Raw genomic sequence first — 23,527 nt, forward strand, 5'->3', positions numbered from 1 at the left:
GCGCCCTTGGCCAAGTCACTGAGCGTTGCGAATGCGACGCGTCAACGCTTGTCGGGACAGTGCTTCGCCTTTGGTGCAAGACCGCTTTCCCGGCACTCCCACAGCCCTCCCTACCTTATTCGAAGGTGCTCGCTGCGGAGCCCCAGATTGCGGCTTTCGTGGCACTGCTGGGTCAGCTGAGCTACCTTGAGGCGACGTACTGGCTGAGTTCCGCCTACGCCGTACTGGCCGACGAGGGCTACCGCAAGAGCCTGGCAATGTTCTTTACGCCGGCGTCGCTGACCGAGGGCCTACTCGAAGACCTTGCCGCGCAGGGCGTCGACTTTGGGAGTCAGTCCTTCATGGACCCTGCCTGCGGAGGCGCGGCCTTTTTGGCACCGATTGCCTTGCGAATGCGAACCGCGCTGGTTGCGCAGGGATTCACGGCGCTGAAGGTGCTCAAGCACATCGAGAGGCACCTCAGCGGCTGCGATCTGGACAAGACACTGTGTGAGTTGTCCAAGCATTTCCTATGCATGGCGCTGCACGCGGAAATCCAGAAAACGAACTACGTCCCATCCTTCAACGTCCACACGGCCAACTCCCTGACTACCCTAGCCGCCTGTCTCGGTACGGCGGATGTCGTCGTCTGCAATCCGCCCTACCGAAAGATGACCGCCGAGGAGTTGGAGCCCTTGCGCGACACGTACTCAGATGTAATCGAGGCCCAGCCGAACCTGTACTGCCTCTTCATCGCCCTCTGCGTCCGCTTGCTTCGGATCGGCGGACATACCGCACTGGTCACTCCGACCAGTTTCCTTTCAGGGCAGTACTTCGGTCGACTGCGCAAATTCCTTATGCGCAACACCGACGTCGAGCACATTGGCATGGTCAGCGACCGCCAGGGTGTATTCATTGACGTCGAGCAAGAGACCGCCTTGACAGTTCTACGGCGCCGCGCCGAAGAAGACCACACGCAGGTGCGCGCCAACGTCTCCGTCGTCTCGGGGGCGGGACAATACACGAGCGTCGGTGAATGCACCCTCTCCAACTCCGGCGCCGTGTGGCCCATCCCGCGTTCCGTCGACGACGTGACCCTGCTTAAGGCGGCCGCCCTATCCCGGTTCCGCCTGTCCGACTACGGCTACCGGGTGCGCATCGGGGCGTACGTCTGGAACCGCGACAAACGGCCCAAGTTCGATTCGCTTCAGGACGCCCGGAAGGCCAAGGCGCACACAGCGATGCCGCTCATGTGGTCGCGGGACATCGTCCCGGGCCGCATCGTTCGGCTGGAGGACACCTCAGCCTACGACGGCGAGCATCGATTCGTCGACCTGGGCGACAAGGGGCATATGTCCGTAGTCACGTCGCCATGCGTGGTCATGCAGCGAGTGACGTCGAACGACCAGCCGCGGCGCCTTGTGGCGGCTGCAGTGTCACCGGGCGTCTTCGACACGTACGGCGGCTTCATCGGTGAGAACCACGTCGTCATCATCGAAGCGGTCAGCGACAAGCCAGCGTTGCCGCCCACTAAGCTCGCCAAGCTGCTGAGCGCGCATGCGGTCGACCGCTACTTCCGGTGCATCTCGGGTGCCATCAACGTCTCAGCGTTTGAGCTCAATCAACTTGCGCTCCCCGACCCGCGGGCACTTCGAGAGGCCCTCGCCGATGGCAGGTCCATGGAGGAAGCAGTGCACCTGGCTTTCGGACTCGTTTCCGAGGGATGACTACACGGCAAGAACTGTTCGGACTTTGTAATGCCTCAATTCAAATCACTGGCCGACCGCCAGGCAGACCAAGCAAAGGCTCGCGAGAAACAAGCCGAACGGGCACGCAAGTACGCCACCAAGCCCGTGGGAGGGAGGCACTCACCGGTCAAACCCCGTGTGGTGCCGCTTCCCCCTCCGCAGTCGCCAGCCCCTGTCCGTCCACAACGGCCTTGGGCGCAGGTCCGCGCCGGCAATGCCCGCCTGACCTACCAATCACGGACTGCCGGGGAGACCGTGGCAGCGCAGCCTTGGACCAAGGAGCTCGTAAGCACCGTGCTTGAGGTAGCCGATCAGGGCGGGGTGACACTATGCCTGGTCTGGCCGGCAAAGGTAACGGCGCTGCCTCTATTGCACTTGCTAGCAAGCGTCGAGCGCGTTTTTGCCAAGGACCTGCGCGGCATGCGCACCTTGCTCTATCCGGGCACGCATGCCTGCCGTGCGCCACTCCATAGCGTGCTCGCCGACCGCAAGGCATTGAGCACTTTCTATCGCAGCTTATGGGTGGAACAACCGAACGGCACACTCGAGGCGGAGTCGTACACGACGTCACCGGCGTTCCTCGGCGCTTTGTGGGCGCTGAACGACTTGACCCAGCACACGCCCGGCGCCCCGAATCCATCCCTCGCGGAGCTCGTTCCGACGTTCGTCTTCGACCCAACCAAGCGGGCCTGGGCCACGACAGCTTCCAACCCTCTGGAACGCACTCTCGCCAAAGTCGGACGTCTGGCGCTCCGGCGTGATCTCCGCGAGAGGGTCAGCCAGGAATGGGACATCCCCGAGAAGGCACCCGGCGCTCTCATGGTAATGCACCATACCGCGAAGAAGGAGTCGTGGCGCGCAGCATTGGCTGCCCAAGCTTTGAAGGGCCCCGGACGCCCAGAAATCTTGCTGCTAGACGCCACGGAGGCGGCTCGACGTACGAACTACGCTGCCGTTGATCGGATTCCCGATTTTCTATCGATTGCACAAGAAAGTAGTCTTTCCGATACAGGTGCCGTGGTCGTGACCGACGACCCCAAGACCTTCTTCATCTTGCGGGCGCAGCTTCGTAATACCGTGAGCACGCTTAAGACGCGGGTGTGGGCCGCCGAATCTGAAGAAGTACTGCTCTCGGCTCACCCGGTCGCTATCGACTGGCAACCCGCTCAGCGTAGCAACTCCAACTTCAGCGTGAGCATCGTTGACCGCGACGCATCTCAGCTTGCGCTGGCATTCCAACGTCTGACCGCGTCGGCAGGCAAAGATGAGAGTCCGGCCTATCAAGCACTTCTTGAAGCCTGCATGTACGTTCTGCGGCTGTCAAACATGCCGGCGGGATACACCGACCTGACAGCGGCTTCGGCGGAGACCGGCGGAGGCGACTACTGCAGCCAGCAGAACGCCTGGACGCCCGTGAAGCTCCGGCTGGCCTCGGCGCTCGACTCCGGCACGTTGAACTCGGTACGCAACGCCGTAGAACGCGCCATCGAGCGTGCGGAGAAGCTCCTCGACGACTGGAATGACGCTACGCCAATGGCGGCCCGCATGCTCTCGGAAGTCCGCAAGCACGCCGTTGCTGGCCGGCAAGGCATCTCCCTGGTGCTGCCGAGCAACCGGTACGTGCGAATGGCGCATCGCTTCTTGCAGCGCAAGCTGGGCGCGGATTGGGCCGCCGCTGAAGGTCGTATCGATTGGCACACGCTCTCTGCCGTGGGTAAGACGCTCACGGGCGACCGCAAAGGCAAGCACTTCACCTTCATCGGCATCAACCCCGACGTGCTCCGCATCCTGTTGACCCATCCGGAAGTGCCGCACGGCACCGTGGCGCTGGTGGCCTATCGTCAGGCCGAGTCCACGCTCACAACGCTCATCAGCATGAAGGAGGTGGATGCGTTCAAGGCCTACCGCGGTCGCATCGGTCTGCTGGCCCAGGAGCTGGAGCGGCGTCTAGCGGAGGTGCCGAACCCACTGGTCATCAACAAGCTGCGTGAGATGCCCCTCACGTTTAAGTTCGACGACAACGGTCACAACGGTCAGAGCGGCGAGCAGGCGTACTACAAGTTCGAGCTTGAAGGTGGTGGCCGGGCATATGCTTCTGGCTGGGTCTATCGCCACGTACCCGATGAAGACCCTCCGTTTCGCCGCGCGGCCGCAAGCGCTATCCAGCCTGATGACTTCATCTTCGACATGAGCGACGAGCTGCGCGCCAAGCTGGAGTCGTCACTGCAGCTGAACGGCGAGGGCGTGAGCTCCGTGGTGGACCCGGTGCGCATGTTGCTCAAGCTGTACCACGACGATGTTCAGCGGCGCTGTGCGCTGATGTTCAAGTCCACCAAGCGGTCAGCACTGGCTCGCGAGATTCACGCCAAGATGGTTGAACTGGACCCGAAGGCCGCGGACTGCCGGCCGGGTCGTGTGTACTACTGGCTGGCCCTACAAGCGAAGGACGACACACGGCCCCACGCCTCCAAGGACTCCAAGTACTTCAAGGTGTTCTGCAAGGCCTTGGGTATCAGCGAGGAGGCTGCAGAGCAGCACTGGGGTTTCGTGCGCAATGCGCGGCGTCTGAACCAGTACCTGGGACGGGAGCTGGTCGCCCGGTACGCCGAGATTCTGTTCCAGCCCGAGAGCGCCGCGACTTACCGGAAGGTGTCCGAAGACGTCATACGGCAACTGCAGCAGGAGGCGTTGCGCTGCGTCTATCGAGTCGAACAGGTTGTGCCGCCACTTGCGCGCGAGACAACGATCACAAAGGGAGAGACACGTGTCCATTCTCAGTAAGAATCCTCGCAACATCCATCCGGCCTACAAAGAGGCGGTTGTCGACAGCCTGCTCAACGGACTGTCTGCGCGACTCGCCGGCCGAGGCGACTTTTACAAGGTCATTTACGGGGCCAAACCGAGCGCCGCGTTGATGTCGGAGTTCATCGTGCCGATGCCGCCAGAGGAGCGCGGCGGCGACGAGGAGGCGGATCCCATCCGCATCAGCGCGCACGGCATGGACTTCCAGATTCGCTCGGCTGCTGTGAGCACCACGCTGGGTGTGTCGCTAACTGGCGCCGTATACGTCCGCATTTTGCCGACCGAGGACGAAGTGAAGCCCGGCGGACGACTGGAGGCAACGTTCCCCCTGACGCGGGAGGCCCGCGCCGATATTCGGAGCAAGGTCAAGGACGCACTAGGCAGGCTCGTTGCCGCACTGCCAGGCGGCAAGACGCACCCGGAGTGGGCCGCGAAGAGCTACGACGCTCGCAAGGCCGTCTACGAGTCGATGGGCCTGCCGTTCGACAACCGACTGGACCGTGCACCAGCAGAGGAAGATGGCGAAACCGAGGGCACCGAAGGTGAGAATGACGAAGGCGGCGAGGAAGGCGAGGCTCGGCCAGTTCAAGAGGTCGCCACCGGCCTGACCACTCCTGACGGCCTGGCTGACGACATTCCTCCCCCGCCGAAGTGGTTCCGGCTCGAGCTCGCCCTGCCCTCCTTCGAGTTCACCCCGGGAACAGCCGAGGCCGATGCGAAGAAGGCGACCGATGCCCTGAATGAAGCCATCGCCAAGCAGCTCGGCGACTGGGCCGCCAGCTCCGACCCCGAAGCAGGTGGCAAGTTGTGGGGATACCGGCGCACACGAGTGCGGCCGTCTGACGTGCGTGGCTGGAAGGGCTTCCTGGAACGGGTGCGCGCCTCGGGCCTGGCGGTCATCGTGCCCCAGATTGAACTGCGTTGGGTTGTCCAGGCGGTGCCGGACCCGGTCGATACGACTCGCATGACCGTCCACGTGGCGCTGGAAAACTGGACCGCTCCGCTCACGAAGGCGAACTTCAAGGAGCTGGAACCCTCACTCTTCCATGTCTCGGTGACCACTGCGGTGCCGGCGGCCGACCACCAGTTCCTACGCCTGGACCGCGTCAAGCCGTCCTACCGGTACAACCAGTACCTCAAGTACCCGGCGCTGGGGTTCAATGGCGGTATCACTCTGACGGTCGACGGCGCGCTGCACCGCCTGACCACGACGTGGGCCCCGCGCTACGTGCTGCCTCGCATCATTCCAACCGATGGCGCCGTTGAGCGAAACATCGAGAAGCTGTCGCAACCCGACTGCCTAGCCAACCTGAGGCCACTCATCACGGCCTACGAACAATGGCTGACCAAGGTCGAGAAGCATCCGGTGGACCGGGGCCTGGACGGGCCGAATGCCGCCGAGCAACTGGCGGCCGAGAAGGAAAAACTGCACCTGGACGTCGCCGCCTGGCGCCGAGAGCTGGGCGCTATCCGCTGCGGCTTGGATATCCTCGAGAAGTCCCGCGCAAGCTGGAGCGGGCCTGGCGTGCAGAAGTCGCCGCTCGGCATTCCGTTCGAAGCCTGGGTCTCGATGAACACCGCGATGGCCAAGGTGGCGAAGTCGAAGGGCTATGACGAGTGGCGCCTGTTCCAGCTCGCCTTCATCCTGGCGTCCATTCCGGCTTTCGCGACGCGCATTCCAGAGTTCCACAGCTACTACACGCCCGAGGTTGCAAAGCACGCCAATGCCGTGACGCTGCTGTACTTCTCCACCGGCGGCGGCAAGTCCGAGGCGTTCTTGGGCCTGTTGGCCTTCGTTCTCTTTCTCGACCGCCTGCGGGCCAAGCACCGAGGTGTCTCGGCCCTTATGCGCTACCCGTTGCGCCTGCTCACCTTGCAACAAGCGCGCCGCACCTTCGCGACGATGGGCGCGGCCGAGGAAGTCCGACACACGCGCGGGCATCCCGGCGAGCCGTTCTCGCTCGGATTCTGGGTGGGCGGCAGCAACACTCCAAACTGGCATTCCGAGGACGGCTACACAGAAGTCCCCAGCGATGATGAACTCGCCCCGAGTGCGGAGGCCGAGCACAAGGACGTCCAGCCCTACAAGAGCGCCCGTGAGCGCTGGCTGAAGCTGTCCTCGTGCCCGTTCTGTGGCAACAGGGACGGGAGCCTCTTAGCGCTGCGCCGTCAATCGGGTACCGGTGCAAACGCGATGGGGCACTACTGCACGGCCCCGAAGGACAAGTGCTCCTGGAATGCCCGGTTCGCCAAGCCCACGCCGCTACCCTTCTACATCGTCGACGAGGACATCTACGACTTGGCTCCGTCCGTCCTCCTGGGCACGGTCGACAAGCTCGCTGCTATTGGCCAGTCGCAGGGCACCATTCGCAAGTTCTTCGGGATGTTCGGCTTTGCGCCGCTTGTCGAGACCGGCAGCGAGCGCCTGTACGTGCCGATGAAACCCAAGGACTGGGATGGTCACCCTGGCACCAGCACGCGCGCCCTGTTCCCCTCTTTCGTCGCAGGCGAAAAGAAGTTCTTCGACCCGTTTCCGGCCCTGCTGATTCAGGACGAGGCCCACCTGCTGGACGAGTCCCTGGGGACGTTCTCGGGTCTGTTCGAATCAGCGCTGGAGGCAGCGCTCGACCAACTCTCGCCGCTGCTGAAGGGTCATCTCTCATACGAGCCCGAGTCCACGGTCCGTCGAAAAATCAAGGTCATTGCCGCGTCGGCCACGGTCAGCGAGCCGCAGCGCCAGATGCGCAACCTCTACCAGCGCGATAACACGGTCCAGTTCCCTTATCCGGGTCCCACGCTCTACGACTCGTTCTACGCGACGCCCCTCCAGCCAGACGCTACATCTGACGACACCGAGCGCGCGGCCCTTGATGCAGGCGACGTGGAGCTGCGCAGCCACTGGGCGCGCGTCTACTCCTCGGTCCTGACCAATGGGCACCGCCATACCGTGGCCATGGCCTCGGTGCTCGGCCACTACCACGTGATGCTCACCGGCCTGTACGAGCGCCTGCGCAGCGAGGACCCGACCAAGGAGAAGGCCGCCCGCGACGAGCTGATTCGATGGGTGTCTCCCGGCCCGCTGCGGGCTCAGTTTGTCCGGCTCCTGGCGGGCGCGGATGCCGCCACATTGCTGACACTGGTGGACTTGCACCGCATCGCCCTGACCTACGTCACGAACAAGAAAGGTGGCGACCAAGTTATCGATACCGAAAAGGTTCAGTTCGAGAAGCTTCACCAGGCCGAGGGTTACGCTGACCAAGCCCTGAGCTCGGAACTCATCTCGGGAGCGGTGTCGGCCGCCGACATCCAGGACATCGTCCGGCGGGCCGAGACCCGTGTTGGTATCAACAAGCCGTTCCCGGAGCTGAACGACACCCTTCGGTCGGTTATTGCCACCTCCGCCATTTCGCACGGCGTCGACGTGGAAGAGTTCAACGCGATGTTCTTCGCGGGCATCCCGTCGGACATCGCAGAGTACATCCAGGCGTCGTCACGCGTGGGCCGCACACACGTGGGCTTCTCGCTGCTGGTGCCCGTTCCGCAGCGGTATCGCGACCGTTTTGTGCTAGAGATTCACGACATTTTCCACCGGTTCCTGGAGCGAATGATTCTGCCGGCAGCGGTTGACCGCTGGGCCGAGAAGGCGCTGGTGCGGGTAATGCCGAGCTTCTTCCAAGAGTATGTGTGCGGTATGAACGCCATCGAGCGCCTGTGCACGGCGGACGACGACAAGAAGCGCAACAGCACCACCTTTGCCATGGCGCCCGACGTGCGCGACTTCCTGGCCGTTCCGGCCAACATGAAGGCCACTGAGGCGTTCATGGAGAAGGCGCTCGGGCTGTCATTCTCGCCATCGCCTGAAGGGAAGAACTACTACCGCTCGCTGCTCAAGGGCCAGCTCATCCACTACCAGCAGGACCTGGGTGTGGACCGACTGGTGAACAGTACTCGTCTGGTCCAGTTCTTCGCTGCGCGCAACAGCCTGCTGCGGCCGATGACTTCGCTGCGCGACGTGGACCAGCCCGGCCTCATTCACGAGTCGGGTGCCGATGCGTCGTACAAGCGCGTGGCAGACGGAATGACGGCGCGGGCGATGACCTTCATTCGGCGAGGCTCCGGCGCAGACATCGATTCGACCGATAGCGCAACAGAAGCGCGGAGCTGAGGGAAAAACAAGATGGCAAAAGCCAAAACAATGAACCGGTCGCGCAACCAGCTCGCAACGGCCTACGCCCCAGAGAGCTTCTTTACCTTCGAAGGTGGTATGGGGGCCTGCATTGCCCGCTCTTCGGCCGGCGAGTCCATTCAGCTCACGGAGTCCACGATGGACTTGGTGTTCGAGCGGATGAACGAGCTGGGTCGGGCCTGGTTCAACACCGCCTCGTCTGCACGCGACGGCGACCCAACGAAGCCGCGCATCCTGCCGGCGCAGTGCGTCGACCAGGCCCTGCTTGACCCAACCAGGTCGGAGTTCCAACTGCCGGGCCAGGATCGCTTCTATCTGTGCCGGCCCTCGCACATGGAGTACACGCCGGCGCCGCTGACGTTTGTGTGCCGAACCTGTGGAATGTTCCAGGACTACGAGACTCTCTCAGAGCTCGACAAGAACCTCGAGAACTTGACATCCGACCGCTGCCCCAACCCCAAGAAGAAGGGCCAGTGCGACTGGGAGCAGCTCGATGTCGTCTTCGTGCACTGGTCCGGTCACTGGGAGGCAGCCTTTCCGGGCCAGTGGCACTGGAGCGACCGGGATGCCAAAGTCATCAAGCGCCGCGACAACTGCGTCTGCGGGAGCTTCCTGTTCAAGCTGAATCGGCGCTCTGCCGGCATCGGCGATTGGTTCTTCGAGTGCGCCGCCTGCGACAAGCCGCTGTCACCGAAGTGGCTGCAGAACGACCGAGACACCTTGCGCATTCTCGGACCGGCAATGGGGCCGGACCGCCTGACCGAGGTACGGATGCAGGCGACGCCCTACCGCGCGTCGAGCGCGTATTACGTCAAGTCCGACCTGTTCATCGACTTCAAGGACGGCAGCCAGCAGTTGCTGACCCGACTACGTCCTGGACGGGAAGCAGAGCTCAAGGACTTCGTGGCGAGGCAGTATGGTTTTGCCGCGCAACCCATCACGGATGAGGACGTGCAGAAGGCCTGCGATGGCAAGCCGGAATGCGCCAAGGACCTGGCGGACTACCTTGCTGCCGTGGAGCAGATTCGCACGCTCGAGGGATTTGCGGAGCCGATGCGGACTACGCTGAAAGGCGCCATCGAAATGGCATACACGAGTCGCCAGCGCATTCTGGATGACCTTCGCCGACGACAGATTCTGCTGCCGAAGCTGGACCTTCCGGTGTCGGTTGTCTCGAACCTTCAGAACAGGCAATCGACGTTCGCATCCAAGTTCGACCCTTTCCGCCTGGCCGTCGAGCACGCGGCCCTCAAGAACACGCGCCTGGATGTGGAGACGCGGACCAACGGGAAGAAGCCGTATGTGTCCTTTACTCGGCTGGATGAGGACCTGGCACCAGAAGACAAGGACAAGACGGACCAGGTGCAGACCGCGACGCGCGCGTTGCTCGACAAACTGGGGCTCGAGGACATGGGCCTTATCCGGGAATTCGACCTGTGTCGCTTCAGCTTCGGCTACTCGCGCATGGAGTCGACGCCCATCCTGCGGGACAAGCGGGGCATGGACATGCCCGTTCGCCTAAACCTGTTCCCACCGGTGAAGCAGAACGACAGCACGCGTTATCCGGTCTACGTCGTGCAACAGGGTAACGAGGCCTTGTATGTACGCGTCAAGGAAGAACTCGTTCTCGAATGGCTCCGCGACCTGAACTGCCCGGACATGTTCACCTTGAACGCGGGAGAGAAGATTGGCGCAGGCCTGCTGGGCGCGGCACAGCCGATGAGTCCGTTCCTGGACAACTTGCCTGAGACCACGACGCCGCCGGTCTACTTCTACCTGTACACCCTGCTCCACAGCTACTCGCACTTGCTGATGAAACACGTGTCGGAGTACTCCGGCCTGGACCTGGGTTCATTGGGCGAGTACATCTTTCCGGCTGACCTGGCCTTCGTGGTCTACCGCAACGGCACAACGATGGACCTGGGCAACCTGTCTGCGCTCTGGCGTAATGCCGGCCCGGCGATGCTGACCGCAATGCTCGGCGCCAAGGCGACGCAATGCGGGACCGGCTCACTGTGCACGGAGCGCGGCGGCGCCTGCCCTGACTGCGTGATGATGCCGGAGACGTCGTGCATTGCCGGCAACAAGCTGCTCTCACGGTCGGTTCTGCGGTCCATCGGGGGCAGGCCTCGTCTCGACAAGCGGGGCACGCCGATTCGCGGCTACCTAGACATGGTCAAACCGTAGGTCTGCAATGCCAACCCAGAAGCTGACCGCGTTCGAGCAAGCCGTCTTGGCCGGCCTGGCTGAGAAAGCCGGACTCGCCGCAGCGGTGCTGGAGGCGTGGGCAGGCCTGCCCGCCGGTTCGGCGCAGTCAGCCCGCTCGCTCATCGATGCGGCGCAATTGGGTGTAACCGAAGAAGGCGCGACGCAGGGCCTACTCGAGCGGTCAACGAGCCTGGGGCTCATTGAGTTGACGCCGGCGGGATACAAACCGCGTAACGGTGCGCACGAACGCTTCCCGCGCCTGGCCTTCGCCCTTCATGCCGTTGAGCACTATCGGTCGTCCGTACACCGCGATGCAACCGTGGCGCAGGTTGTGCTCACCAAGCCGCCTCGGCCGAGCATGCTGGAGCAGAAGCTATCGGCGCTGGGTTGGCGAACAACAGAACTGGAGGCCACTGAGCACGCCTTCCACGGCATGGTGCGGGCGGCGAAACGGCGCATGGTCGTCATGACGCCGTTCTTTGACAGCACCGGCGCAACCTGGCTGACGGAGCTGCTGTCGAACGTTTCCCCGGGGGTCGAGCGCATCCTGATTCTTCGCAGCCTGGAAGACAACACGCGGAAGGACTACCCGTTCGGATTCGACGCCATCTCGCAGTGGCTCAAGGTGGAGGGCGTGCGGGTCTTCAACTATTCGATTCCGCGCATGGACGGCGGGCGGGAAACCTTCCACGCAAAGGCGGTGCTTTGCGACCGGAGCACAGCCTACCTCGGCTCGTCCAACGTGACAGCGGCCTCCCTTGAACATTCGATGGAAATGGGCGTCGTGCTTGAGGGGCGAGCGGCGGCAGGTGTCGCCGAGGTCATCGACGCGGTCCTGGCGGCTGCAACGCCGTGGATGTAAGCCGCGCCGCGTGTACGATTTTGCAGGAGCCAGCATCGGACCTGGGACTAGAAATGCCGGGTACGGCGCGGCGTCTCTCGGCTTCTCGCCCTTCCTGCTGCTAGATGCGGACGCCGCCAGACTTCGGCGTCGCGAACTGGTCTGACTCCTTGCCGAGCAGAAATGTGACGAGGTGCCGCACGCTGATTGGCATTCGGCGCAGCGCGGCCTGCACTCGGGATTCACCTTCGGTTTTTAGCAGGATGTCATCGACGGAGGCCGCAGTGGGGGGGCATGTGCGCCCGGCCCGCAGCCCTGACCGCGATCATTTCGGCCATGGACACGACCAAAGATCTCGTGACGGGTCGCGACGACTGGTACCCGATCCATCGATACAAGACCTTGGGCATCGCCTGCAAATGTCAAAGGTTTTGTATCAGGGCCTGGCGGCCACCGGGAACTTGCCATCCCTCTGGCGAGCTCGTCGGCGGCCTGAAATATGTACTCGCCCGCCTATACCGATGCACCTAAGCCCGACAGGCCCCGACAACAAGCGCCGCTGCGACTGAACAGCACTCGGCGCTTCCTACCTGCACCACTCGATCAAGCCATTCTTCACCCAGAAGTGGCAGGAGCATGCTCGGTGCTGATGAACCGAGGGGAAGAGCGTCGGCCTGCCCCAGAAGTCGGTTTCGACCGACCACCGGGGCCGTCGATCCGGGTTGAGCGAAAGCGAGATCTGCACCCCACAACCTCCCGGGCAGCTCATGCAAGCCCATTTCTTGACGCCGCTGTCAATGACCAGCCACAGCTCGCCAGGCGGCACCGGACTCTTGCCCGGATGCTGCGTGACCGGTGAAACGAGCAGGTCGTAGTGCAGCCACCCGAACCTGCGCAGCGCGCGAGCGATAAGCCGCTTCATGGCTAGCCGATCACGCCAAGAAATGGATTGACATCGCCGCGCCCCCAGCTCGCCTGGCTGGCACAAACCGGGCAAGAGGCGACAGGCCGGCAGGTCATGGCGCGATCCTCCATGCGGTCGAAGCGGCGAATCCTGTTGTGCGTCATGCCCTGGGGGCCGCGAAAACTGGTCAGGCCCTGAATGAGCTCATCGACGGCTGCGCAGGCGATGGCCGTGGTGAACGTGACCACGGCGGGTGCGGGGTCGCCGCCGCCATCCACATAGGCTTCCGCCTTACGCCGCTCGAACTCGGCCGGATCGCTGCGCCGGAGCCCTTCGGCCGCAGCGCGGCGCGGATCGGCCACCCCCAGACACATGAGACAAGGGTTGCCGGGGCGAATCGTCGACACGCGCCCCGTCATGTCGTAGTCCGCGCCGCTGCGTGCCGCGCGCATGCGCAGGCCCACATCGATCAGCGGGATGCCGTAGTAGTGCGCCAGGCGGTTGAGCATCAGACGCCCCTGATGGTCGTCGGTACAACCGAACAGCACATCGCAGGAACGCAGCAGATCGCGCATATCGGGATGGCCGACCCACTCCTTCTTGGTGACGACCTGGGTGCCGAGATCCGCCGCGCGAATCTCACGCGCGAGGATGTCCACCTTGGCCAGGCCGGCGGCCACATCTGCGGCGCGCGAGCCATGCACGCGGTTGAGGTTGGTAACATCGATGATGTCTTTGTCCATCAGCCCCAGAAAGCCGACGCCCAGTCGCGCCAACAGCATCGCGACTGCACTGCCCGTGCCGCCGCCTCCTACCACGCCGACCCGCAGCCCGCGCACGACTGGATTGAACCCTCGGCCGAAGAGCGCGGCCTGCCGCGCCAGGAATTGAACTTCATCAGCTGCAGCCACCGTGCGCGCGATCTTGATCTGGCTACCTACCAGCGAGATCGAGGACGCCGTGACCGTCTCGCCGGGTGCGATCCAGAGCCTGCCCGTCATAGCGTCATCGCGGCCGAACACCATGCTGGCCAGGCCGGAAACGCCCTTGTTGAACGTCGTCCGGGCGAGCTCCGCCTCGTTTCGGTCATCCTGGTCGGAGAAGAACGCTGCCGCGTTCGGATGCGTGTGCACCAGGCCCGCGACCAAGCCGCGTTCCTTCGCGGCGCCGAGAACACGCATGAAGCCGCGGGTGGACCACGTGACGTGGACCGGGGATGCCGAGACCATCTCATCGGCCGCGACTGGGATAACCTCGTGCGAAATCAACCTGGTGCGCGGCAGGCCGGACCACGGGTCTGCCGAGATGTCGGCCCTGCCGAACTGCACATAGGCGGACGCCTCGGCCCCGTCACTCCTTTGCAGCAGCGAGCGCAGGGCCGCCTCGTGCGGCTCCAGCAGGACGATGTCCAGAGCAGCCGGCGACATCACTTCGCCTCCGCCAGGGCGCGCTCGATGCGCTTGAGCATGGTGTGCAGGCCGTCGATGCCCGGCCGCCACGCCGTGTTGTGGCGCGACCAGCGCTGCCAGTTGCGGCCCTGGAACGCATGGGCCTGGTCGGCGCAGGTCGGGTAGCGCCCCACGCTTTGCAGCGTCAGCCAGGGATCGCAATAGAACATGTCCGGCGCGACATCGGGATAGCCGGGCGGCAGGAGAACGAGCACGTCGGCCGCCGCGTGGTTGAACTTTCCGGCGGGCAGCTGCAGCTGTTTGAAGACGACGCCCGTGTGCGCGCCGTCGCTCACCATCTCGAAGACCACGCCGTGGGTGCTCAGATAGCGCTCGTCCGCTTCAGGCAGCGCGAGCAGCCCCTCCGTGGTGTCGCGGATCAGCGTGATGAAGCGCTCGATGCCCGGCTTGCCCAGATCAATCAGGTCGCCGTCGCGGATCAGGATGTCCTGGCCCCCGCCGCGCACTTCGAGGTAGACGTCGTAGGTCTCCGGCGGGACGCCGGCCAGCGCCTTGAGCACGCGTCCGCTGATACTGGGCTTGCCCCATTCGAGCTGCCTGTCGTCGATCGTGAACTTGAACGCGCGGTCGGTCTGGAAGATGACGAAGCGCTCCGCGCCGCGGCCGCGCAGATCGTAGGTTTCGTCCAGGCGCAGGTCTTCGAACTCGCCGGAGGTCAGGATCGCGTAGACGCTGTAGCCTTCGCCCGGGCGCAAGCCGGCGGCCTGGAGGATCTGGCGCGCGGTCGGCACCGGATCGGCGAGATCGACGTGACGCTCGTGGAGTTGGTCGTCCAGGACGACGATCCGGTAGAGCGCCGCCGGGCGCAGGCTGCGGCCTTCGCGGATTGCGGCGGCGACATCTTCGACATCGGAGCGGTCATCGCCGCTGTGGGTTTGGGTTTGCATTTGATTGCCTTTCTTGGGGAGCCATCACCTGCGGGATTGCAGGCTTTCTGGGGCCCCTTACTCAGTCAATCGCAGTCCAAAGCCAGACCGGAAAGGCCGGTCAAAGTTTTTCTTGCACCCACGTCCCTCCAGGCAAGTCGCCGCAGAGGAAGAAACTCGGACAGCGTGGGCAGCTGCGCGCCTCGGGCTTCGCGGGGAACTGCCCGGCCTGCATCGCTTGAAGGAAGGACTGCAGCTTCTCGCGCCTGGACTCCAGCTTGCGCGACGAGATTTCCACCGGCTGGATGGTTTCGCTGGTCAGGTAGGTCACCTCGACTTGCGCGTGCGGGCCGTAGGCCTGAACGGCGGCGAGATGAAGAACCGTGTACTCGATGTCATCGAAGGCGTTCGAGCGCTGCTTGCCCGTCTTGACGCGCCGCACCGTGACGCGTCCGCCGGCTCCGTGAGCTACGCCATCCGGGCTTACAAGGATCTCGCCCTCGGCCCACCCCAACGAGATCGGAGGTGCCGGCGCGGGCACCCCGCGGCTGCGGCTCTCGATGAGAAATTCTACGAGCCGTCTGCTGATACGCCGGTAGTCTTCCGCGTACCCATGCTCTGTCTCGCCCTTGGAGCGCCACGCCTCCTCGAAGCGCGCCGCCAGATCGTCCACCGTGGGACTTGTCGTTTCGTGCTCCCGCTTCAGCCACTCGAACACCTCACTCACGACGTTGTGCGTCTTCATGAACGCTGTTTCGGCTCGCCGACCGCCGAGCCTCAGCACGTGCGTGTACAGGAAGCGGCGCGGGCAACGCTCGAAGAGGTTGACCTGGATGTCGGTCCATTGAGGACGCCCTTGCCATGTGATGGATAGCGGCACGCTCGTCGATGTCGGGCCGGCTCGCAACGGCACCGGGACCGGACGAACAAGGAATCGGTCGATCGGAGCGACGAACCTGGAGGGGCTACGCGCACGCCCATCAGCCTGCCTGGCGTAGGCATACAGCTGCAGCCTGTCGCGCGCTCGCGAGAGTGCGACGAAGAACAAGCACTCTTCTTCCTCGTCGTGGCCGGCCTTCACCGCCTCGATACCGGTCAACCCCTCCGAACCGTGGATCAGACCATCCGGTGGAAGACAACGCGGCGGCACGTTGTTGCGCGGCAGGCCGGACGTCACCATGCCAGGCAGATGAACGACATCGAACTCCAGCCCCTTGCTTCCGTGGATGGTCATCAAGCGCACAGCGTCGATGTTCTCGGCGCTGCGGGGCAGCTGGCTCAGTCCACGATCCTCCGAGAGCAGCACCAGGCGTCGGATGCGATCAAGCAGCCGAAGCACTGGCACGCCCTGCCCTCTGGGCTGCCGGCGACAGAAGTTCAGGAACTGCCAGATGGCCAGACCTTGCATGCGGCTCTGCGCATCACCAGCCTGATACAGCGTCTTCGCGAGTCCGAGACTGTCGATCGTCCATCCGGCTAGCAGAGTCCAGGGGTTCGTCGATGCGCTCACGCCCGCGAAAAGCGTGGACAAGCGCGAGAGTGCTTCCCGAGTGCCCTCTGCCAGGCCGTCCACCTCGGCATGCATGGCCAACCATGCCATCGAGGCTGGATTCGCCGCTCGCAGGTGCTCGATGACCCGCATGACATCCTGCAGCGGCATTTGATGCCGGGCCATGGTTGCCACGCGCACCATCGCGGCCGCCCGTGGGTCGGACGCAAGCGACAGCAAGGCCAGGAGATCCTTGATTTCCGGCCTCTCGAACAGGCTGCCAAGGTGCAGCGCGGGAATGCCTCTGGCTTCAAGACCTTCGGCAATGGCGTTCAGGCGCGCGTTGGACGCGCACAGAACCGCCTGGCCACCGTAGGCAATGCCCTGCTCACGCAGGGCTGTAATCGACGCGGCAAGCGCGGAGACTTCGTCGTCAGCCGACTCGGCAACGCGAAGCTCTACCCGTTCTCCCTTGGTGCCGCGGTCGGCCTTTAGCTTCAGCGGCAAAGCACCGGCGGATGCTTGCATACCACGCGCGAACTCGGTGAACACATCGACAATGCGCTCGTCAGAGCGATAGTTGACGCCCAGCCGTGCGGCCTGCGCGCCAGGGAAGTCGATCGAAAAGCGCGCGATGTTCGTCGCAGAGGCGCCGCGGAAGCGGTAGATGGACTGGCGTGCATCGCCGACAACCCACAGGTTGCGGCCGTCGCCGACGATGGCCTTCAGGAGCCGGACCGAGGCGCGGTTGACATCTTGGTACTCATCTACCAGCACATGCTCATGGCGAGCACGCAGGGCGTCCCTTACCTCGGCGCTACCCTCGACAAGACGGACCGGCAGCGCAACCAGGTCGCCGAAGTCCAGCAGCTGGCGCCCGGTCAGCAGCCGTTCGTACGCTTCGAAGAGCGTGGCAACCTCCAGGCACTTCTGGGCGCGGACCTTGGCGTCCTGGTCGGTTCCCGCTCGGACCGCCATGGACTGCGCGAGGGCGCGATAACCCGCAGCATCGACAACCTCATCCTTGGCGCGCGAGATCGCGCTCAGCATGTCGCTCAAGTCCAGGGACGGATCCCAGAGGTTGCGATAGTGCTTCAGGTCGAGCCGCGGAAACTCGTCCTCCAGGAGTTCAATTGCCTCCGTCCGGTCGATCAGTCGCGGGTCCGGCGGCAGCGCCAGTCGGTCGTGGAAGCGGCGAACGATGTCTAGGCCAAACGCGTGGAATGTGCCGATCCACATCGCTGCCGCCGCGACAGGATTGCTCGCGGCAATCCTCTCGCACAGTTCATTGGCCGCCTTGTTGGAGAAGGTGAGTACCAGGATCGTAGTGGGATCGACGCCGTCCGCAAGCAACCCTTCGATGCGACGAACAAGCGTCCGCGTCTTGCCCGTACCCGGCCCTGCCTGCAGCTGAAACGCCAAGCCACGATGTGCTGCCGCCTGAGCCTGCGTGGGGTCTGGGGTGAGCGGAGCTGCCACGGCGCCGGTGCCTACGGGGTGCGGCTCTTCGGCCGGTGGCAGCAGCAGCGCATCCAGCAACTGTTGCTGCACGACGGCGAGCGGCGCGCCAAAGCGCGTCGCGATCATGAGGGAGCTCAGCCCCTCGTGGACATGCAACTCGCGCAGCACAGGGCGCGGAAGCAGATACTCTCGCGCGAAGAGGTCCATCTTGACCTCACGCCGCTCGCGCGCCCCGTAGTCAAGAACGCGATCGACACCGACCGGAGCGTCCTCCATCGATCGATCGGGCTCGACGTCCACCGTCACCACGTCCAGCACGCCACCTTCCAGCACGACATGGCCGAGTTCGTGTGCGATGAGGAAGGCGCGTTCGAAGTCCGATCCGCAATCCTCGTAGAGGATGCTTCCAGCCTGGCTGTCGAGTGTGGCTCTGCCTCCCTTTAGTTGCGTATCCCCTACCTGCAGCGCATACACATCCAAGCTGCGACTCGTGGCTTCCCGACGCGCAAACTCCAGAGCTTGGGTCGGATCGCCACCGGCCGCGACGTTCGCACGGTGCAGGCGTTCTGCTTCCCGGCGAGCGGCCTCGGTGGCGTCCATCGCTTTAGTCCGACAACGCCTTCAGCGTCGCCTGCTGTTCTGGCGTGAGCTGTGAAGTCGCGACCGCTTGGTCGAATGTGATCTGTTCTCCCACACTCGGCTTCACGCTGGACCGAAAAGCATGTCCGGAGACCATCCCCGGTGGGCCCTGCAGGTACGCGCCCACAGCTTGCGCTGTGGCGCCCAACTCCGAAGCAAGCTTCTCGACGAATCGGGCGGGAATGGTTACAGCGCTGATGGCTCGATCGCGCACGCGCATCAGAAAGAGATTGCTGACATCCAGGCTACGCGCGAGCGACTTGAAGCCGCTCGAATTGAGCTTGGCGAACGGATTCACCACCTCCGCGGCGGGCTGCTGGACAGCCCGCTCAAACCGTTGCCAGGCCTTGTCCACCAGACTATCCGGCACCACGGCTGCCGAAACATCTTCCGCTGGCGGCTGATGACGCAGATCGATCGAACAGTCGATCAGCGCAGTCGCATGCTGCGGGTACTCGCTGATGTAGCGCTCGAGCGTTTCCCGGCCATGGTCGGGCTCCATGGAGAACGCCATCAGCACGGATTCCTCGTCCGCGGGGAAGGGCTTTGAGGTGCTCATACGTCCCCCTGAAGAGCGGCCCTCAAGGTCTTGTACGCTCGGACTTTGCGATTTCTTACGGTCCTCTCATCGCACTTCAGCATCTTGGAGATAGTCATCATGTTGGGGTCCTCCGAGTGGGTCTGGAAACCTTGTCGCAACAAGCCCACGACCCGTCTCTGATCATCTGGTAATGCATCAATCGCAGCGTCTAGCTCCAACCGGAAAGCCGGGTCGTCAATTTTTTTGGGATCACCTCCGAGGAAGTCGGCTGCGGCTGCTTCGACCTCAGGAGAAATGTCCTGACCTTCATCACCGTCGGTGGAGAGCGGCACGGTGACCACCGCAGCCGGCCCGATCTGCCTCAGCACAGTCTTGCGGAACCGGGAAAATGCCAGGTCGAACCGCACCTCAAAGAAGTCCAGCATGGCGAAGCGGCCGTTGCAGTCCTTGGCGATTCGCTCGGCGAATCGGCCCATGACCTCTTCGCGTATGCCCTGCGCCCCGGCCATACGGGCGTCGGAGATCGTCGAACACAGGGACTGCCCGACGCGTTTCATAAGCAGTTCGAAGATCTGCTTGAACTCGCTCTGGGCACCAGCAGCCCAGGCGCGCCGCAGGAAATACGTCATCGCTTCCGACGGAACATAGCCGTCGCTTTTTCTCGACGTGATGGCGAAAGCCTGCAGGCGTGTAGCAGCATCGAGCGACTCCAGTCTTACCAAGCAGGCCTCAATCTCCCGCGGTCGCGTGAACGGCGCCCCATTCTTGTCTTTGCTCTTCAAAGGCTCCGGCATCGGTCTTCTCCTTGCTCCTTAGTCCTCGCTGCTTCAAGCTTGCTTTGGATTCCACCTTCGATATCACCGAATGCGGATCGGCAACGACACTTGCGGCTGGATCGGCACCAGCGTCTTGGCGTATGCGCGCAGGATGTCGTTGTACAGATCAGCGTGCTTCGGTGCCTCGACCGACAAGATCAGCGCGTATCGAATCTTCTCAGGACCTGTGGCTCGGCCACCACCGTCGCGGGCGTTGTAATGGATGTCGAACACAGGGTTCTTGAGGCTGGAACCACGGAAGGTCTTGGCCCCGTGCAGAACGGTTTCCCACTTGCCCTGATCCGAACGGCGTTCCTGTTCGGTGGCGAACTTCTTCAGGTCGAAAAAGCCCTTGGTTTCCGCGTTGCTCTTGCCGTCCTTGATCTTTTCGTCGTTGGGTCGGAAGACGACTTCGAGACCAGCCTTGGTGTAGGCTGCGGCATCCTGCGGATCGGTGGGCGACGCATAGCAGAACGTGGCTTTTAGGCGGACGTTGCCCGTCAGGCCCTCCTTGGGCAGCGGAAGGCTGGCGCGCAGGTATTTGCTGGGTTTGAGCTCCCCCTGATAGACAACCCGGGCCACGCCATCCGGGCACGTGATGATGTCGAGCGTGTCCTCGGGAATCTTGCCCCAGCCCACTTCGATCGGGTCATGTTCGCCGGAATCAGCCGCATGGACCAGCAAGGCTTTGATGGCGAGAGGCGTCAGGTTGCCGCCCAGGATCGCACGGATACCGACCGCACTGCGCAGCAGGTACGGCGCCGCGAAGCTGGTGCCGAGCTGTGGCGTCAGCACCGGTTTCGCGTTCGGGGCCAAGACGTGGAAGTATTTGGCCGCCGGGTTGCCGCCGAAGGCCATCAGATCCGGCTTGACGACGCCGGGGCTGCGGCCCGGCCCGATCGCGCTGTAGGGCGCGCGAGCCCAGTCCGCGCCGGTGTCATCGGCCGCGCCGACCGCGAGCGCATTCACGCAGTCAGACGGAACCTGCACCCGGCTGTAGCCGAGCTCGCGGTCGCGTTCTCCGTTGTTGCCCACGGCCACGGTCATGAGCGTGTCGCCATCGCTGAGCAGTTCGTCGATGACGGAGGTCCAAGCATGGACCTCCTGATCCTCCACTTCGAGGTCCGGCCCCAGGCTCAGGTTGATGAACTCGTAGGAGCGGGACAGCAGAACCTGTTCGATGAGACCGAGCGTGCGATACAGCTCCAGCGGGTCTTCGCCACCCGATTTCTGGTCGAGCACACGCAAATGGTCCACCGGGGCGAAAGGCCTGCCGGCCGCTCCGTTGGGCTGGATCGGTCCGAACAGCACGGCCGAGGTCACGCCCAGGCCGTGCTCCGGGCCATGCGGGTCATCGTCGGCGTCCTCGTCGAGCTTGCGGTACGAGCGAAGCCAGGGACCGATTGGGTGGTGCTTCGGCAAGCCACCGTCCAGGATGGCGACGCGAGGCTCAGACGACAGGGCCTGCTCGGTGGGGAGGCTGCACCCTACCGAGGGCCCACCGCTGCGTTGTAAGGGGCGGATGCCGCGCAGCTTGGGCACCGGCCGGATCACCCGGACGAAGGCAAAGCTGGCCAGCCTCTCGACTTCGCGCGGCTTTCCCTCGACCGGCACGAACCACAGGTTGCCTGCGACGAAATCGACTTCACTATGGACCTTCACGCCCTCCCGCTGGGCGAACTTCACGAAAGCCTGCTGAATCAGGCCAGGATCTTCGTCAGGCAACAGATGCAGGCCCACCTCGAAAAAGCGATCCTTCGGGCCACCTAGGCTCACGATGCGCTCCGCTGGCGCGAAGGCGGCGAACTGTTCGATGTGGGTCAGGTCTTCGCCCTCGTCGGACTGCGCGTCGATGGTTTCCGTCCACTGCGAGAGCTTACGGAAGGCTTGGCGCTTGCCAGCGACGAACAGTTCGGTGGTTGTGGTCTCTTGTGGCTGCCCCTTGCGAGTCCAAGCCTTCGGCTTGACCTTGACGGTGCGGCTGCCGATTTACTCCAGCCCCGTGCTACGCAACAGGCCGGTTGGGAAATAGGAGCGAGCAATGAAGCTGGGATTCATCATCAACCGGGCCACGGCGAAGTCTCCCGGACAGGCGTCGGCAGACAGTTCGTCGAGCGCCTTCGCAGCGCTGCGGAATTGGGGCACCAACTGTTCCCGCGCCTGCGCGAAGGTGTAGACCTCAGCCTTGCCGGGCATGCGCCTCGGACCGACAATGTCATGGGTCAACAGTTCGCCACGACCGATCAAAAAATTGGTTTGGCTCATGCGTCAGCCTTTCTCCTGAGCGCGGTCTTTCGTGCCGCAGGCGTATCGTTGGTGTATTTGCGGATCGTGTCCCGGCTCACGCCCGTGATGTCGGAGACGGCGTGTTGGGACAGGCGGGTCTGCTTGGCCAGCATCACTGCCAGGTCGATGCGCCCCTGCCTGTCGAGAGCCAAAGCGCGAGCCTTCATGAAGTCCTCAACCAGATCGGCGTCGGTGGTCGTACCCAGGGCCACGGCGCGCCGGAAACGCTGCACATCGCGCTCGATGTCGCTGAACGAGTGCCCGGCGAATGCAAACACCAGGATGTCGATCCAACGGGCAAAAAGGGCGTAGTCCGGCCCCAGAAAACGCTTGATAGCTTCCTTGACGGCCTGCCCATCGGGCGTCTTGAACTGGACCACCAGGTCGAAGCGGCGCCACAGCGCTGGATCGATCAGTTCTGGGTGGTTGGTAGCCGCCAGCAATACGCTGCTGGCGGGCCATTCGTCGACTTCCTGCAGGATCACCGTGACCAGGCGCTTGAGTTCGCCCACGTCGCTGTCATCACTGCGCCGCTTGGCGATGGCATCGATCTCGTCCAGCAGCAGCACGCAGGGATCGCGCTTGGCGAAGTCGATGGCCGCCCGCAGGTTGGCGCCGCTCTTGCCAAGCAGGCTACTCATCACGGCGGTCAGGTCGAGCACGTACAGCGGCACCTTCAACTGCGCGGCGAGCCAGCGTGCCGTAAGCGTCTTGCCAACCCCGGGCGGTCCCACAAAGATGGCGGAGCGGGTCGGCGTCAGCCCCATGGCCCGCAGCCGTTCACTCTGTCGGCGCTCGGCGATGAGTTGCCCCAAGACATCCTCGACATCGCTGGACAGCAGCGGCGCGTCTTTCGTCGGCTCGTCTTTGAACACCTTCAGGAGCGAGAGGCGGGATTCGTCATCGACCGGCAGGGCTTGGGTCGCCGACGGCGGAGGCGACAGCTTGCGCATGGGAGAGACGCTGCGTACCGGCTTCGACTTCAGGAACAGTTCGAGTTGCTCGGCCAGGTCGGGCGCCGTCCCACGGTACTTGCGGACCAGTCGCGCCGCGAACAGGCGCACGTCTTCTGTCTGCTCGGCCAGAGCCAAGCGAACCATCTGGGCTAAATCTGACTGCTCTTCCTTCATTTCGCCCATCACTTAATTAACCTGTTGATTTATATGTATAAAAACAAAAACATTATCGGACTAAATTCATTATCTCACAAGTCAGAGTGAAGTTGACAAACGAAGCCAGTGCCAGTGGCGGTGACAGTCTGGTCGTCGACGGATGTCCGGGTCGTGCGACCTT

General features: G+C 63.6%; 14 protein-coding genes. 5 read left to right on the plus strand and 9 right to left on the minus strand.

Annotated elements, in window-relative coordinates; translation table 11 throughout:
• Positions 1-158: 158 nt before the first annotated feature.
• From A8M77_RS06605 to A8M77_RS06625, 5 genes are all read left to right on the plus strand, one after another.
• Positions 159-1,706 (plus strand): HsdM family class I SAM-dependent methyltransferase, encoded by a 1,548-nt coding sequence (locus A8M77_RS06605; RefSeq protein WP_238136737.1) that lies wholly within the window; start codon positions 159-161, stop codon positions 1,704-1,706.
• 315 nt (positions 1,707-2,021) lie between these two features.
• Positions 2,022-4,508, plus strand: a complete 2,487-nt coding sequence (locus tag A8M77_RS06610; protein WP_192871557.1) for a hypothetical protein — start codon at positions 2,022-2,024, stop codon at positions 4,506-4,508.
• Positions 4,492-8,694 (plus strand): C-terminal helicase domain-containing protein, encoded by a 4,203-nt coding sequence (locus tag A8M77_RS06615; protein WP_086920761.1) that lies wholly within the window; start codon positions 4,492-4,494, stop codon positions 8,692-8,694. The genes A8M77_RS06610 and A8M77_RS06615 overlap by 17 nt, the downstream gene beginning before the upstream one ends.
• A gap of 12 nt (positions 8,695-8,706) precedes the next feature.
• Entirely contained in the window at positions 8,707-10,902 is a 2,196-nt protein-coding gene (locus A8M77_RS06620) for a hypothetical protein (RefSeq protein WP_086920762.1), read from the plus strand.
• Between the two features lie 7 nt (positions 10,903-10,909).
• Positions 10,910-11,785, plus strand: coding sequence for a phospholipase D-like domain-containing protein (locus A8M77_RS06625; RefSeq protein WP_086920763.1), 876 nt, complete (start codon positions 10,910-10,912; stop codon positions 11,783-11,785).
• A gap of 565 nt (positions 11,786-12,350) precedes the next feature.
• On the opposite strand, the gene A8M77_RS37190 is transcribed toward A8M77_RS06625, so the two are convergent.
• The 9 genes from A8M77_RS37190 to A8M77_RS06665 form a co-directional block, all read right to left on the minus strand.
• Entirely contained in the window at positions 12,351-12,686 is a 336-nt protein-coding gene (locus tag A8M77_RS37190) for a DUF6527 family protein (protein WP_086920764.1), read from the minus strand.
• Between the two features lie 2 nt (positions 12,687-12,688).
• Complete coding sequence (locus A8M77_RS06635; RefSeq protein WP_086920765.1) at positions 12,689-14,095, minus strand: ThiF family adenylyltransferase; 1,407 nt, start codon at positions 14,093-14,095, stop codon at positions 12,689-12,691.
• Entirely contained in the window at positions 14,095-15,024 is a 930-nt protein-coding gene (locus A8M77_RS06640) for a multiubiquitin domain-containing protein (RefSeq protein WP_086920766.1), read from the minus strand. Before A8M77_RS06640 ends, A8M77_RS06635 begins: the two co-directional genes overlap by 1 nt.
• 100 nt (positions 15,025-15,124) lie before the next feature.
• Positions 15,125-18,553, minus strand: coding sequence for an ATP-dependent helicase (locus tag A8M77_RS06645; RefSeq protein ID WP_086920767.1), 3,429 nt, complete (start codon positions 18,551-18,553; stop codon positions 15,125-15,127).
• 4 nt (positions 18,554-18,557) lie between these two features.
• On the minus strand, positions 18,558-19,151 hold the full coding sequence (locus A8M77_RS06650; RefSeq protein WP_086920768.1) for a hypothetical protein: 594 nt from the start codon (positions 19,149-19,151) through the stop codon (positions 18,558-18,560).
• Positions 19,148-19,927, minus strand: coding sequence for an RNA polymerase sigma factor (locus A8M77_RS06655; protein ID WP_086920769.1), 780 nt, complete (start codon positions 19,925-19,927; stop codon positions 19,148-19,150). Before A8M77_RS06655 ends, A8M77_RS06650 begins: the two co-directional genes overlap by 4 nt.
• 63 nt (positions 19,928-19,990) lie before the next feature.
• The gene (locus tag A8M77_RS06660; protein ID WP_238136738.1) at positions 19,991-21,724 is read right to left on the minus strand and encodes a S8 family peptidase; all 1,734 of its coding nucleotides are present in this window, start codon (positions 21,722-21,724) and stop codon (positions 19,991-19,993) included.
• Between the two features lie 213 nt (positions 21,725-21,937).
• Positions 21,938-22,213, minus strand: a complete 276-nt coding sequence (locus A8M77_RS36755; RefSeq protein ID WP_238136739.1) for a hypothetical protein — start codon at positions 22,211-22,213, stop codon at positions 21,938-21,940.
• Positions 22,210-23,373, minus strand: a complete 1,164-nt coding sequence (locus A8M77_RS06665) for an AAA family ATPase (protein WP_192871558.1) — start codon at positions 23,371-23,373, stop codon at positions 22,210-22,212. The genes A8M77_RS36755 and A8M77_RS06665 overlap by 4 nt, the downstream gene beginning before the upstream one ends.
• Positions 23,374-23,527 lie beyond the last annotated feature (154 nt).

The organism is Variovorax sp. JS1663, from assembly GCF_002157355.1.
Lineage (GTDB): Bacteria > Pseudomonadota > Gammaproteobacteria > Burkholderiales > Burkholderiaceae_C > Variovorax.

Excerpts from the sequence above, each read along its gene's own strand:
- A8M77_RS37190 (WP_086920764.1), bottom strand. The coding sequence starts at position 12,686 with ATGAAGCGGCTTATCGCTCGCGCGCTGCGCAGGTTCGGGTGGCTGCAC.
- A8M77_RS06620 (WP_086920762.1), top strand. The coding sequence starts at position 8,707 with ATGGCAAAAGCCAAAACAATGAACCGGTCGCGCAACCAGCTCGCAACG.
- A8M77_RS06665 (WP_192871558.1), bottom strand. The coding sequence starts at position 23,373 with ATGGGCGAAATGAAGGAAGAGCAGTCAGATTTAGCCCAGATGGTTCGC.
- A8M77_RS06635 (WP_086920765.1), bottom strand. The coding sequence starts at position 14,095 with ATGTCGCCGGCTGCTCTGGACATCGTCCTGCTGGAGCCGCACGAGGCG.
- A8M77_RS36755 (WP_238136739.1), bottom strand. The coding sequence starts at position 22,213 with ATGAGCCAAACCAATTTTTTGATCGGTCGTGGCGAACTGTTGACCCAT.
- A8M77_RS06645 (WP_086920767.1), bottom strand. The coding sequence starts at position 18,553 with ATGGACGCCACCGAGGCCGCTCGCCGGGAAGCAGAACGCCTGCACCGT.
- A8M77_RS06650 (WP_086920768.1), bottom strand. The coding sequence starts at position 19,151 with ATGAGCACCTCAAAGCCCTTCCCCGCGGACGAGGAATCCGTGCTGATG.
- A8M77_RS06625 (WP_086920763.1), top strand. The coding sequence starts at position 10,910 with ATGCCAACCCAGAAGCTGACCGCGTTCGAGCAAGCCGTCTTGGCCGGC.
- A8M77_RS06655 (WP_086920769.1), bottom strand. The coding sequence starts at position 19,927 with ATGCCGGAGCCTTTGAAGAGCAAAGACAAGAATGGGGCGCCGTTCACG.
- A8M77_RS06640 (WP_086920766.1), bottom strand. The coding sequence starts at position 15,024 with ATGCAAACCCAAACCCACAGCGGCGATGACCGCTCCGATGTCGAAGAT.